The sequence below is a fragment of the Sulfurospirillum sp. HTRB-L1 genome (genome assembly GCF_059415125.1).
This window is the reverse complement of the sequence record NZ_JCAHZR010000003.1, coordinates 133,587-145,638: the sequence shown is the minus strand read 5'-3', so window position 1 is coordinate 145,638 and position 12,052 is coordinate 133,587. Positions and strand designations below refer to the sequence as shown.

General features: G+C 48.5%; 16 protein-coding genes. 7 read left to right on the top strand and 9 right to left on the bottom strand.

The window, feature by feature from the left end; genetic code table 11:
- The 7 genes from trpB to folD are packed head-to-tail and all read right to left on the bottom strand — an operon-like array spanning position 1 to position 4,933.
- Positions 1-1,206 carry a tryptophan synthase subunit beta gene (gene trpB, locus AC5SLM_RS06365; RefSeq protein WP_495250100.1) on the bottom strand — a complete coding sequence of 402 codons (1,206 nt, stop codon included), beginning with the start codon at positions 1,204-1,206 and terminating at the stop codon, positions 1-3.
- Positions 1,206-1,760 carry an adenine phosphoribosyltransferase gene (locus tag AC5SLM_RS06360; protein ID WP_495250099.1) on the bottom strand — a complete coding sequence of 185 codons (555 nt, stop codon included), beginning with the start codon at positions 1,758-1,760 and terminating at the stop codon, positions 1,206-1,208. The genes trpB and AC5SLM_RS06360 overlap by 1 nt, the downstream gene beginning before the upstream one ends.
- 24 nt (positions 1,761-1,784) lie before the next feature.
- Positions 1,785-2,117: a hypothetical protein gene (locus AC5SLM_RS06355; protein WP_495250098.1), complete on the bottom strand. Its 333-nt coding sequence runs from the start codon at positions 2,115-2,117 to the stop codon at positions 1,785-1,787.
- Between the two features lies 1 nt (position 2,118).
- Complete coding sequence (gene rpiB / locus AC5SLM_RS06350; protein ID WP_495250097.1) at positions 2,119-2,547, bottom strand: ribose 5-phosphate isomerase B; 429 nt, start codon at positions 2,545-2,547, stop codon at positions 2,119-2,121.
- Between the two features lie 60 nt (positions 2,548-2,607).
- On the bottom strand, positions 2,608-3,252 hold the full coding sequence (locus AC5SLM_RS06345) for a site-2 protease family protein (RefSeq protein ID WP_495250096.1): 645 nt from the start codon (positions 3,250-3,252) through the stop codon (positions 2,608-2,610).
- On the bottom strand, positions 3,239-4,078 hold the full coding sequence (gene lepB, locus AC5SLM_RS06340) for a signal peptidase I (RefSeq protein WP_495250095.1): 840 nt from the start codon (positions 4,076-4,078) through the stop codon (positions 3,239-3,241). The genes AC5SLM_RS06345 and lepB overlap by 14 nt, the downstream gene beginning before the upstream one ends.
- A gap of 15 nt (positions 4,079-4,093) precedes the next feature.
- The gene (folD, locus tag AC5SLM_RS06335; RefSeq protein WP_495250094.1) at positions 4,094-4,933 is read right to left on the bottom strand and encodes a bifunctional methylenetetrahydrofolate dehydrogenase/methenyltetrahydrofolate cyclohydrolase FolD; all 840 of its coding nucleotides are present in this window, start codon (positions 4,931-4,933) and stop codon (positions 4,094-4,096) included.
- Positions 4,934-5,013: 80 nt separating this feature from the next.
- Between folD and AC5SLM_RS06330 the strand changes: the two genes are divergently transcribed.
- Genes AC5SLM_RS06330 through AC5SLM_RS06315 form a run of 4 tightly spaced genes read left to right on the top strand, consistent with a single transcriptional unit; the run spans position 5,014 to position 7,458 of the window.
- Complete coding sequence (locus AC5SLM_RS06330) at positions 5,014-5,346, top strand: c-type cytochrome (RefSeq protein WP_495250093.1); 333 nt, start codon at positions 5,014-5,016, stop codon at positions 5,344-5,346.
- A 26-nt stretch (positions 5,347-5,372) separates the two neighbouring features.
- Positions 5,373-6,659 carry a glutamate-1-semialdehyde 2,1-aminomutase gene (gene hemL, locus AC5SLM_RS06325; RefSeq protein ID WP_495250092.1) on the top strand — a complete coding sequence of 429 codons (1,287 nt, stop codon included), beginning with the start codon at positions 5,373-5,375 and terminating at the stop codon, positions 6,657-6,659.
- On the top strand, positions 6,656-6,931 hold the full coding sequence (locus AC5SLM_RS06320) for an AtpZ/AtpI family protein (protein ID WP_495250091.1): 276 nt from the start codon (positions 6,656-6,658) through the stop codon (positions 6,929-6,931). Before hemL ends, AC5SLM_RS06320 begins: the two co-directional genes overlap by 4 nt.
- Positions 6,928-7,458: a hypothetical protein gene (locus AC5SLM_RS06315; protein ID WP_495250090.1), complete on the top strand. Its 531-nt coding sequence runs from the start codon at positions 6,928-6,930 to the stop codon at positions 7,456-7,458. Before AC5SLM_RS06320 ends, AC5SLM_RS06315 begins: the two co-directional genes overlap by 4 nt.
- A 16-nt stretch (positions 7,459-7,474) precedes the next feature.
- Here the strand turns inward: AC5SLM_RS06315 and AC5SLM_RS06310 are convergent, their stop codons facing one another.
- Positions 7,475-8,161: a hypothetical protein gene (locus AC5SLM_RS06310; protein WP_495250089.1), complete on the bottom strand. Its 687-nt coding sequence runs from the start codon at positions 8,159-8,161 to the stop codon at positions 7,475-7,477.
- A 27-nt stretch (positions 8,162-8,188) separates the two neighbouring features.
- Positions 8,189-10,042, bottom strand: coding sequence for an RNA polymerase sigma factor RpoD (gene rpoD, locus AC5SLM_RS06305; RefSeq protein WP_495250088.1), 1,854 nt, complete (start codon positions 10,040-10,042; stop codon positions 8,189-8,191).
- Positions 10,043-10,222: 180 nt separating this feature from the next.
- On the opposite strand from rpoD, the gene AC5SLM_RS06300 reads away from it, so the two are divergent.
- Genes AC5SLM_RS06300 through AC5SLM_RS06290 form a run of 3 tightly spaced genes read left to right on the top strand, consistent with a single transcriptional unit; the run spans position 10,223 to position 12,003 of the window.
- Entirely contained in the window at positions 10,223-11,026 is an 804-nt protein-coding gene (locus AC5SLM_RS06300) for a flagellar hook-basal body protein (RefSeq protein ID WP_495250087.1), read from the top strand.
- Between the two features lie 5 nt (positions 11,027-11,031).
- Positions 11,032-11,820 (top strand): flagellar basal-body rod protein FlgG, encoded by a 789-nt coding sequence (gene flgG, locus AC5SLM_RS06295; RefSeq protein ID WP_495250086.1) that lies wholly within the window; start codon positions 11,032-11,034, stop codon positions 11,818-11,820.
- A 9-nt stretch (positions 11,821-11,829) separates the two neighbouring features.
- A complete protein-coding gene (locus AC5SLM_RS06290; protein WP_495250085.1) occupies positions 11,830-12,003 on the top strand; it encodes a hypothetical protein in 174 nt (57 codons plus the stop codon).
- Positions 12,004-12,052 lie beyond the last annotated feature (49 nt).

Genomic DNA, 12,052 nt, shown 5'->3' with positions numbered 1-12,052 from the left:
TTAGTCAAAATGGAGTAAGGATTTAGCTTGCACCATGTCCTTGTCGCCACGGCCTGAGAGGTTGACGATGATGAGGGCATTTTCACGCACTTTAGGGTCCATTTTTTTAAGGTATGCCACAGCATGGGCGCTCTCAAATGCAGGGATGATGCCCTCTTTTTGACTCAACCACACAAAGGCGTCTAGGGCTTCTTGGTCAGTGACGCTCTCGTAAGTGACTTTGTTTAAATCTTTCAAGTGGGCATGTTCTGGCCCAATGCCCGGGTAATCCAATCCCGCAGAAAAGGAGTGGGCTTCTAAAATCTGTCCATCCTCATCTTGAAGCAAGTAGCTCATTTGTCCGTGCAACACACCCGGACTTCCTTTTTGTAAACTGGCCCCGTGCTTGGGCGTGTCAAGTCCCAAACCACCCGCTTCAATGCCGATGCATCGCACTCCTTCTTCCCCTAAAAAGTGGCTAAACATGCCAATAGCGTTGCTTCCCCCGCCAATGCACGCGACCACAAAATCAGGCAAGCGGTTTGCTGTTGCTAAAATCTGTGCCTTGGCTTCGTAGCCAATGACTGCTTGAAAGTCGCGCACCATGAGGGGATACGGATGGGGTCCTGCGACGGTGCCGATGATATAAAAGGTGTCGCGCGCGTGGGTAACCCAGTGGCGGATGGCTTCGTTCATGGCATCTTTGAGCGTACGGCTTCCGCTTTTGACAGGGTGGACTTTAGCTCCTAAAAGTTTCATGCGAAAGACATTAAGCTCTTGCCGTTCCACGTCTTTTTCGCCCATAAACACGTCACATTCAAGGCCCAGTAAGGCCGCGACGGTTGCTGTGGCTACACCGTGTTGTCCCGCCCCTGTTTCAGCGATGACCCGTTTTTTGCCTAAGCGCTTAGCGAGCAAGCCTTGGACGATGGTGTTGTTGATTTTGTGGGCACCCGTGTGGTTTAAATCTTCCCGTTTGAGGTAAACACGGGCACCGAGTTCTTCGGAGAGGTTGTTGGCAAAATAAAGAGGCGAAGGGCGGCCGACGTATTCTTTAAAATAATAATCCACCTCCATCCAAAAGTCTTTGTCAAAACGCAACGCGCGGTAGGCTTCGTCCAGTTCGCACAGTACGGGCATCAAGGTTTCAGGTACGTAACGTCCGCCAAAAATGCCAAAATGGCCGTTGTGGTCGGGGTCAAAAGGGGAGGGTTTAGGAATATACATTAATCAATCTCCAAGACCGAATACACGGGAGTAGTTTTTTTGATGGCTTCGTCGCCACGCAAAAAGGTTAGGTTGATGATAAAACACGCTTCCACGCATTCGCCGCCTGCTTTGTTGATGAGGTTGACCGCCGCATTGGCTGTGCCACCCGTGGCGATGAGGTCATCGATGAGCAACACGCGCGGATTGGCCAAGCCGTGGCTAAACGCATCAATGTGCAGCTCTACCTCATCCACTCCGTATTCTAGGGAATATTTTTCACTGATGGTGGTGTAGGGAAGTTTGCCCGGTTTGCGGATGGGCACAAAGCGGGTGCGAAGTAAGGAGGCAAGGGCCGCTCCAAAAATAAAGCCTCGCGACTCGATACCTGCGATGTATTGGATGTCCATGTCCGCGTAGCGCTTAACAAGGTGGTCCATCAAAAAATGAAAGGCTTCAGGATTGTTTAACAAGGTCGTGATGTCTTTAAATTGGATGCCAGGCTTGGGGTAATCAGGAACATTGCGAATCGCTGCAAGTAGATGAGACTTTTCACTTTCGGTGAGTGTGTGCATGGATGACCTTTGGAAAATATTGGATTATAACAGTGCTTCGATTTTGCCCTCAAGCTCTTTGATGCGTTGACGCAGCTTGTCGCTTTCGATGCGGTATTGGCTGTTGCGCGTGCGAAGGGATTTGGTATCGCCGCGGATTTTGTTGAGTTCATCGCTTAAAATATCGATGTTGCCAAGGGCGCGTTGAAGTTGCACTTGGTATTTTCGGATGACCACTTCTGCGTCCCCTAGGGTGTTTTTAACCATAGCGTTCCCCAGTTTTTCTTTGCGCAAGAGTGTTTTGAAGTAAAAGACCATGACGGTCAAATAGACACACAACGAAGCGAGGATAGTGGTGAAAATCCAATCTAAAAACATCTCAGCACTCGATTTTATCGACACGGGTGGCGTGACGTCCGCCTTCAAACGGGGTGGAAATAAATGCATCTAGCATCGACTCGATGACGCCAAGTCCCACGATCCGTTGCCCAAAGGCAAGGATGTTGGCGTTGTTGTGGCCTCTGGCCATCTGTGCCGTGTAAGCGTCGTGGCACAACGCGGCGCGGATGCCGTGGTGTTTGTTAGCCGCAAGGGAGATGCCAATGCCCGTGCCACAAATTACGATGCCAAAACTTCCCACATCTTCTAAAACCGCCAAGGCGACCTTGTGTCCAAAATCAGGATAATCAACCCGTGCATCGGAGTCTGGCCCCAAGTCTACGACTTCACATCCCCGTGCGCTTAGCATAGCGATGACCTCATTTTTAATGGAAAAGCCCGCATGGTCGGTGCCGATGTAGAATTTCATGCGCATCCTCTTTGTGTTCAAAAGTGTCGCGATTATAGCACAGCGAGGTTTAAAGACGCGTTACGGGAGCAAAAGTGCAATAAAATAGCGCATGGGAGCGAAGACATACGCAGAAAAAGGTGAAATGAGCAACAAGATAAGTACCACAAACCCGTACTTTCCCGCGCGGTCCATCCCGTAGGCAACTTTGTGCCAACCCATCCATGCGGCAAAATAACTCAGCGCATGGGCGCCATCAAGGGGTGGAATAGGGTAGAGGTTGAACAGGGCAAGGATGACGTTGATGATGACAAGAGAGGAGAAAAAGGAGTAGATAAAAAGACCCACTAAGGAACTAGGGGTGGAGAGGGTGTGAAGCACGGCCGAGGCACACAAGGCGAGGGCGATGTTATAAGCAATCCCCGCAAGGCTCACTTGGATAGCGGCAAGGTAGCCCCCATTGCGAATGACGGTGCGAATATACACAGGCACAGGCTTGGCCCAGCCAAACAAAAACCCCGTGGAAAAATAAAGAAGGGTGGGGACAAGCAAGGTTCCTATGGGGTCTACATGTAAGAGGGGATTGGGGCTAAGGCGGCCCGCATTTTTAGCCGTATCGTCCCCGTAACGGTAGGCCATTAGCCCGTGCATAATCTCATGCCCCACGATGGCGATGACCAATGCCAAAACCAACGCGAGGATGGGTAGAATGCTAATAAGGTCCACGGGTAAAATGGGTTTGTGTTTCTACGGTTGAGACAAACCGTCCGATGCGATCCCAGCGGATAACATAATCATCATCCCACGAAAAGTAAATAAACCACGGCTTGCCTACGATGTGCTTGTAGGGCACGCTTCCCCAAAAACGGCTGTCGTTGGAGTGGTCGCGGTTGTCGCCCACCATGAAAAACTCATCTTGGGGTACTTTAAAATAATAGGCATTGTGGCTAAGGTCACTGCGCAAGGGGAGTTCCTCAACAAGGGCAGGGCGCATGGCGAGGTCATTGCCCATGAGGTGAAGGGTCATTTGCACAAAAAGGTCCACATTATCATCATAAGAAATACCCGAATACTGTCCCATGAGAGGGTTTTTTACCCACAATTTTCCCCCAAGGGAAACGATTTTTTCCTCAGGATAGGTGCTTTTAATGAACGCATCCCCTTCGTGTGGTCGAAGGTAAAAGGCTTTGTCCTGGTAGAGGATTTCATCGCCGCCAAGGGCAACGCAACGTTTAACGTAGTGGATTTTGGGTTCGCGGGGGTAGCGAAACACCACAATGTCACCCCGCGCAGGTCGTGGTCCTTCGATGAGGTGGCCATTGCCAAAAAAATCAGGCAACACGGGCACTTCAATCCACGGCAAGTGCGGCACAGGGGTGCCGTAAGAAAACTTTTTCACAAACAAATGGTCGCCAATGAGCAAAGAGCGTTTCATGGAGCCGCTAGGAATCACAAAGGCTTGGGCGACAAAGAAAATAATCAACAAAACGATGACAACCGTTCCTGTCCAGCTGTTGGAAAAGGAGTAGAGTTTTTTAAGCAAGTTTTTCATGCGTGAGAGGATTCCTTAGCGATTTTTGGCTGCGTGTACAGTGTTGGAAAGTAGCATAGCGATAGTCATGGGACCCACACCACCAGGTACGGGCGTGATGTAGGCGCATTTGGGTGCAACCGCGTCAAAATCCACATCGCCCACCAAGGTGCCCTTGTCGGTGCGGTTAATGCCTACGTCGATGACGATGGCACCCTCTTTGACCATGTCGGCCTTAAGGAGAGCAGGTTTTCCTACCCCAACGACTAGCAAATCCGCGCGTGAGGTATGGGCTTTTAGCTCTTTGGTTTGGCTATGGCACACGGTGACGGTCGCACCTGCGTTAATCAAAAGGTTCATCATGGGTTTACCCACGATGTTGCTGCGCCCAATGACGCACACGTCCATGCCCTTGAGATTGATGGCGTAGGCTTCTAAAAGTTTCATCACGCCAAGGGGTGTGCAAGGGACAAAGCCTTCAAGGTTTTGACTCAGTTTGCCCACATTGATAGCGTGAAAGCCGTCCACGTCTTTGCGCGGGTCAATGGCCTCTAAAATGGCATCGCTATCAAGGTGCGCAGGAAGAGGAAGTTGCACTAAAATGCCGTCCACTTCGGGGTCTTTGTTGAGGGTGTCAATGAGCAAAAGAAGGGTCTCTTGGGTGGTGGATTCGGGGAGCCGATGCATGATGGAGCGGATGCCTGTGGCTTCACAAGAGCGCTCTTTCATGCCAACATACGTCGCACTCGCAGGGTCAGAGCCCACAAGGACCACGGCAAGACCGGGGGTAATGCCTTTGGTTTTTAAGGTTTCGCATTCGGTTTTTAGGGTGTGTTTGAGTGAATCACTGAGGGCTTTGCCATCAAGAAGCGTCATGAAGTACCTTTTCATGTGGTATTAATTGAATGTCGGGTATAGTATCCAAACTCAGATTAAAATCAGGATAATCAACGTCGATGCAGTATACCCTTGCGCTTTTTTTTAGTGTTTCGCTTGCGCTTGCAGGGGATTTTATGACGCAGATGGAATACGCAAAAATGCTCTATGAAAACCCCCGAGGTATTGGTTGTAACCAGTGCCATGGTCCCAAGGGAGAGGGGAGAGTGTTGGCGCGCTACCAAGACAAAGGGAAGAAAAAAGAGCTCATCGCCCCCCCGATTCATTCCCTCTCAAAAGAAGCCTTTGTTAAAGGACTTGCGCGGGGTAACACCATCATGCCGACCTATTTTTTAACCAAAGATGAAATCGAAAGTTTGTACTACTACGTGACCCAGTCAAAAGAGCAATAAAACAGACATTACATGTAAGGAATACCATGCAATTTACCAACAGCATTCACGCCTTTGAAGCCGCCCAAAAGGTCATCCCCGGAGGCGTAGATTCGCCAGTTCGCGCCTTTGGCGGCGTGGGTGGAACTCCTCCGTTTATCAAAGAAGCCAAAGGGGCTTTCATGACCGATATCGATGGCAACACGTACATCGATTTTGTGCAAAGTTGGGGCCCGCTTATCTTGGGACACGCCAGCGAAGTGATTGAAACAGCCGTTATTGAAGCGGTCAAAAAAGGACTCAGTTTTGGAGCGCCAACGGAAGTTGAAACCCAGCTTGCTAGCCTCATTTGCGGTCTTTTTCCGGCCATCGATAAGGTACGTTTTGTTAGCAGCGGCACCGAAGCGGTCATGAGTGCCATTCGCCTTGCGCGTGGATTCACAGGGCGTAGTGATATTATCAAATTTGAAGGATGTTACCACGGCCACAGCGACGCCCTTTTGGTAAAAGCGGGCAGTGGATTGATGACCTTTGGAAACCCTTCAAGTCCGGGTGTGCCAGAAGGAACAACCAAGCACACGTTGCTAGCGCGTTACAACGACTTAGAAAGCGTGAAGGCGTGTTTTGAAGCGAGTTCGGGCGTTGCGTGTGTGATTATTGAGCCCATTGCGGGCAATATGGGCTTTGTGCCCGCCACGCCTGAGTTTTTAGAAGGCTTGCGCGCCTTGTGTGACACGCATGGAGCAGTGTTGATTTTTGATGAGGTGATGAGCGGGTTTCGCGCTTCCCTCAAAGGGGCTCAAGGCCTCGTTAAAACCCGTCCAGACATGGTGACCTTTGGCAAGGTGATTGGGGGCGGGATGCCTGTGGGCGCCTTTGGCGCGCGCGCAGAGATTATGGCGATGCTTTCCCCTGAGGGCCCTGTGTACCAAGCAGGAACGCTCAGCGGCAATCCTATCGCCATGAACGCGGGACTCGCCTCTTTGAAGGAAATTATCCGCAAAGAAGCGCAGCTCTACCCTCATCTTGAAGCCTTGGCAGTGCGACTGACTAAGGGTCTTGAAGCCGCGGCTAAAGCACAAGGGATTTCCTTGCAAGTGGGGCACCGTGGGTCCATGTTTGGCTTTTTCTTTAACGAAGCGCCTGTGGCAAACTTTGATGAAGCCTTGCGTTCAGACACCAAGCGGTTTGCGGCCTTTCACCGAGGGATGCTAGAGCGCGGGGTTTATTTTGCGTGCAGCCAATTTGAGGCAGGGTTCATTTGTGAACCTATGAACGAAGCGATGATAGATACGGTCATTGCCCACACACACGAGGTTATGAAAACACTATGAAAGAAGAAGAAAAACCACGCGTTAGGCGTGTGATTGAAGGGGCAGAACAACTCACCCTTGGGGTGTCCATGGTGGTGGCGTTGGTGCTAGGTGTTGGTGTGGGAATTTTGATGCGCGACATGACAGGCATTGGGTGGTTGTTTTGGGTAGGCGTTGCGTGGGGCGTGGCGGCGGCGGGACTTAATGTGCGCAAGGCGTACAAGCGCCAATTAAAATCCTTGGATGAATACAACGAAGAGGCACGGCACAAGCAGGACAAGGAAGAAAAGTGATTGCCCCGCGGTATTTTCTTTACATGTACGCCTTTGCGGAGGGGTGTTTGATCCTCCTTTCGCTCTTTTTTGGTTTTGTGTGGCTAGTGAATACCCAAGTGGCGTTTTTTTGCTCTTTATGCATTACGACAGCAACTTTTTTTTCTTACCGCCGCATGGTAGAAACGCGGGTGGAAGCGGGAGCGTATGTGCTGGAAGAGGAAGATGAAGACGAAGAAAAAGACCCTGATGACCCTGCGGGATTATGGAAAGAAGAACCTCCTCTTCCTGCGGTTGATTTTAAAACCATGGTAGAGGAAGAAAAAGCCCGCCAAAAGAACCAAAAACAAGGGTTTTTTGGAAAACTCCACCTTTCCCAATCCTTACCAAGCCTTATGTTTCCTTACCGCTTGGTGGCGTATCTTTTGCTTTATGTGGGGTTTTTGGCTTTGCAACGGCAAGAAATCTTTGAAGTGGTACCCTTTGTCATTGGCCTTGGGGTGGTACCCATAATGTCACTACTGACGCCACTTTTAAGGCCCCAATAGAGTCAAAACAGACCCCTTATGCGCTAATAAGGGGTGAGGTGATGATGGTTTGGTCTTCTTTAAAATGTACAATACAATTAATCGTTTGGGCGATGGTTTGTATGTCAAGTTCAAAACGGCGATCGCGCGTTTCCCCTTCCACCAAGATAGTAAAAATAGGGTATTTTTTCTCTTTAAAACGAATATGTTCCCCTGTTCTTAAGGAGAGCTTGGTGGTGATTTTGGAGGCGTGCTTAAAGCTCGCGTAGGTTTTATTGAGGAGCTTGGTAAAGCCGTCTATTTGGAGGCGCAGGTCTGGAAACGTAGGGTCAAACTCTTTTTTAAACTGTGTGTTTTGCCCAGTAGACGTGGCACTGATGCACAAATCTAAAAGGGTGTAGAGGTTGACAGGTTCGCCGTATTCTTGGATGGTAGAGAATTTTTGCGTGGCGTATTTGTAGAGCTTTACCCCAATCTCTTCTTCGCTTTCATACCCTACTGTGATGCCATAAAAGCGGTAAGAACCAAATTCAAGGTCTAAGATGGTGGTCTTAAAACCGTAGGTAATGGCCGCATAGGCACCGGCGATGTCGAAAATCTCTTTGGTGGAAACCTCCCCAAGAAGGTATTGGGCTTCTTGGTTGAGGCTTTTGACTTTTCCGTTAGCGTCGAAGATGATGAAAGGATTGTAATCGTGTTCAATCCATTTTTCTAAAAATTGCACAGGGTTCCTTACATGTAACGCGTTTTTTTAGCCTTCGATATAGTTTTTCAATTTTCGACCCACTTTAGGGTGTTTGAGTTTTTTGATGGCAGAACTTTCGATTTGGCGCACACGTTCGCGGGTAACGCTGAGTTCTTTCCCGATTTCTTCTAAAGTGCGGTCACTCTCATCGCTTAGAAGACCAAAGCGCATGCGAATCACGGCTTTTTCACGATCATTGAGTTGGTCTAAGACTTCGTCAATCTGGTCTTTAAGGTCGTTTTTCAAGATGTGGTCCATGGGGCTCAACGTCGTGCGGTCTTCCACAAAGTCCCCAAACTTGCCATCGTCCTCGTTACCAATAGGCGCTTCAAGGGAGATAGGCTCTTTGGTGATTTTGATGACGTTTTTTACCTTATCAGGCGTTAACCCTACTTCTTCGGCAATGGTTTCAATATCGGGTTCTTTGCCGTGTTCTTGCAAGTGCTTTCGGATGATTTTATTGATACGGTTGATGGTTTCAATCATGTGAATGGGAATCCGAATGGTGCGCGCTTGGTCGGCGATGGCGCGGCTGATGGCTTGGCGAATCCACCACGTCGCGTACGTAGAAAACTTGTAACCCTTTTTGTATTCAAATTTATCGACCGCTTTCATGAGGCCAATGTTGCCCTCTTGAATGAGGTCCAAAAAGGGAAGCCCTCGGTTAGTGTAACGCTTGGCGATGGAAACCACAAGGCGCAAGTTGGACTTTGCCATGCGGGTTTTTGCCTCATCGGCGATGCGTTTTCCTCGCTTGATTTGCTCTAAAATCTCTTTTAAGAGGGTGGGTTCAAGGTTGAAGCTTTTTTTGCTCGCTTCTTTGGTTTGGAAAAGTTTTTTGATTTCCATGTACGTAGACACCATGGTTGCCTCAGGCACTTCTAGCGTGATGTCCTCTTTAGAAAGGTCAATGATGCGCGTGAGGATTTTAAGGTGGTTTTCTTTGAGGGTTTCGTTAAACAACGGGAGCTTGTACTCAAGGCGTTTGAGTTCTTTGTCAAACTCGCCATCACTCTTAAGGGCTGTTTCCATGGATTTGACCAGCTCGTTGATGAGCTTACTGGTAGGCCCTAGGTCCATCAATTTTTCTTTTAAAAGTTTCTTTTTAAAGGCTTGACTGAGGTGGTACGTGAGGACTTCGACTTCGTCGCCTTCGGGTTCTTTGGAGCCAGTACGCATCCAATCTTTTTTTGCTTTTTCAAGGGCCTTAAAGCTTTCGATGACTTTTTCGGTGCGTTTGTTGTCTTTGCGTGAACTTTTACGCGTTTCTTCGCTGTCGCCATCATCGTCACTGTCGCTATCGTCCTCATCATCATCGTTGTCGCTCTCGTTGTCATCTTCAAAACTTTTAAAAAGCTCTTTGACGCGGCGTTCGCGGTTGATGAGGGACTCTTTATAATCAAGAATAAAATCAATCAAATAGGGCACAGAACAAAAGGCATCGATGATGATGTCTTCGCCAAATTCAATCTTTTTACTGATGTCGATCTCTTCTTCTTTGGTTAGCAAAGAGATTTGTCCCATTTCGCGCAAGTACATACGCACAGGACTGTCGCTGCGTGACCACTCTAACAGCTCTTTTTCACTGGCAAGGTCAAATTCATCTTCCAAGGATTCGTCTTGGAGTTTTTTACGCGCTTCTTCGCGCTTTTTGGCTTCTTCGATGTTGCGCATTTTTGCGATTTCGGCCGAGGTAATGAGGCTGATAGCATACTTCTCAAGCAGGGTTAAAAGTTTTTTAACGTTGGTGGTAGTGGGTTGCTTTGGGAAGTAGTCCATGAGGGTTTCGTAGGTGACATGTCCCTTTTCGTTTTCTTTGAAAAGGTCTTCGATTTGTTGGTATTGTTCTTTTGTGGACATAGCAAAGCACTCCTAGGGATAGAGAAGGTTATCAGAAATTTCTTTAATGGGTTTAAAAAAGGCCATATTATACCCAAACCATATTAAAAAGCACTAAATTTATCTCCCGCTTTTTGTTACAAGAAGATGTGGAACATTGATTGCTTAGGGGAGGGTAAGAACGTATGAGGTAGGTGATGTATGCAAAATGGATTTTATGTAGCAGCGGGTGCGATGGTGACACAGTTTAATAAACTAGATGTCATTTCCAACAACCTTGCCAACATCAATACCCCCGCTTTTAAACGCGACGATGTGGTGGTGGCGGATTTTAGCCGTATTTACCAAGAAGTCAAAGATGAGCTTCCTTTACGCAACCACACCAAAGAGGCCGCTAAGTTTCTCAACCGCAACATTGACCGTGTGCCCCAAGTGAGCGAACAGTATGTGACCTTTTCCCAAGGGGGCGTGAAAGCCACGGGCAATCCTTTTGATTTTGCCCTCAAACGGGAAGATGTGTTTTTTATGGTGGAAACCCCGCAGGGCGTTCGCTTGAGCCAAAACGGTTCTTTTATTCTCAATGAAGAAGGCGTTTTAAGCACCAAAGAGGGCTACCCTGTCTTGCCTGCTAACTTTTTTCAAACCAACCAGTACATCCAATTTGCCCCCGAGGCCATTATTACCGCTGATGCCAATGGCAATTTGTACGCCGATGGTGACGTGGTGAATACCCTTTACATTGCACAAGCTCAAGACACCAGAAGGTTAACCAAGGAGGGGGACCATTTGTATGTCTTTGAAGATGAGGCCCAAATACGCCTCCTTGAGGAAGCCGATGTGGTCGCTCAGGGGTTTTTGGAAATGAGTAACGTCAACCCTGTGCGGGAAATGGTAGGGCTCATCGAAGCTCAACGCATGGTGGAAATGTACCAAAAAGTCATGACGGCACACATGGATGATTTAAACAGTGATGCCATTAATAAATTAGCAAACATTAAAGGATAACAACAATGATTCGCTCTCTTTATACCGCCGCAACAGGCATGAAAGCCCAGCAACTTCAAATTGACACCACGTCCAATAACATCTCAAACGTCAATACCATCGGGTACAAAAAGCAGCGCGCAGAATTTGCGGATTTGTTTTACCAAACCATGGAGTACGCAGGAACGGCCACCAGTGCCACGACCCAATCTCCGACGGGTATTGAAGTGGGTTTGGGTGTGCGCCCGACCGCTATTACAAAGATTTTCACCCAAGGCAACTTTAAAGAAACAACCAATAACCTTGACCTTGCCATTACGGGCAAAGGATTTTTTCAAGTAGAACTTCCCGATGGCACCACTGCCTACACGCGCAATGGTGCGTTTAAGCTCGACGGTGAGGGCAATGTGGTTAACAGCGACGGGTACCGATTAATCCCTGAAATCGTCGTGCCTGAGGATGCGACGCAGATTTCCATCGGAGTGGATGGCACGGTTTCTGTGTTGCAAGCGGGCGATACTCAGATGAACGAGATTGGGCAAATCGAGATTGCCAATTTTATCAACCCCGCAGGTCTTCACTCACTCGGGGACAATAACTTCATCAACACCAACGCTTCAGGTGACGCAATTTTGGGCGTGCCAGGACTCAACGGGTTTGGACAAATTCGTCAAGGCTTTGTGGAGATGAGCAACGTGCAATTGGTCGAAGAGATGACCGACCTTATCACGGGACAGCGGGCTTATGAGGCCAACTCCAAAGCTATTGTCACCTCCGATGAAATGCTTCAAACGGTGAACCAACTCAAACGTTAAGGTGAAATAATGCTACTCATCATTCCTCTCATTGCGGCGATTATCTTGGTGTGGACGGTGGATGCGATTTATTTTTCAGACGCCGAACCCAAAAAGCGCGTAGAGCGCCCCAAAGAAAAAGAGTCGCAGGAGCGGGCCCAACGTTATTTAGAGCAGCATATTCACAAAAAAGAAACCCCTTAGGAGGGCTGTGCTAAAATCCCCTTTTTTTCTTGTAATATGCCTTACATGT

Coding starts and splice junctions, on each gene's coding strand:
- trpB (WP_495250100.1), bottom strand. CDS start 1,206: ATGTATATTCCTAAACCCTCCCCTTTTGACCCCGACCACAACGGCCAT.
- AC5SLM_RS06360 (WP_495250099.1), bottom strand. CDS start 1,760: ATGCACACACTCACCGAAAGTGAAAAGTCTCATCTACTTGCAGCGATT.
- AC5SLM_RS06355 (WP_495250098.1), bottom strand. CDS start 2,117: ATGTTTTTAGATTGGATTTTCACCACTATCCTCGCTTCGTTGTGTGTC.
- rpiB (WP_495250097.1), bottom strand. CDS start 2,547: ATGAAATTCTACATCGGCACCGACCATGCGGGCTTTTCCATTAAAAAT.
- lepB (WP_495250095.1), bottom strand. CDS start 4,078: ATGAAAAACTTGCTTAAAAAACTCTACTCCTTTTCCAACAGCTGGACA.
- folD (WP_495250094.1), bottom strand. CDS start 4,933: ATGACGCTTCTTGATGGCAAAGCCCTCAGTGATTCACTCAAACACACC.
- AC5SLM_RS06330 (WP_495250093.1), top strand. CDS start 5,014: ATGCAGTATACCCTTGCGCTTTTTTTTAGTGTTTCGCTTGCGCTTGCA.
- hemL (WP_495250092.1), top strand. CDS start 5,373: ATGCAATTTACCAACAGCATTCACGCCTTTGAAGCCGCCCAAAAGGTC.
- AC5SLM_RS06320 (WP_495250091.1), top strand. CDS start 6,656: ATGAAAGAAGAAGAAAAACCACGCGTTAGGCGTGTGATTGAAGGGGCA.
- rpoD (WP_495250088.1), bottom strand. CDS start 10,042: ATGTCCACAAAAGAACAATACCAACAAATCGAAGACCTTTTCAAAGAA.
- AC5SLM_RS06300 (WP_495250087.1), top strand. CDS start 10,223: ATGCAAAATGGATTTTATGTAGCAGCGGGTGCGATGGTGACACAGTTT.
- flgG (WP_495250086.1), top strand. CDS start 11,032: ATGATTCGCTCTCTTTATACCGCCGCAACAGGCATGAAAGCCCAGCAA.
- AC5SLM_RS06290 (WP_495250085.1), top strand. CDS start 11,830: ATGCTACTCATCATTCCTCTCATTGCGGCGATTATCTTGGTGTGGACG.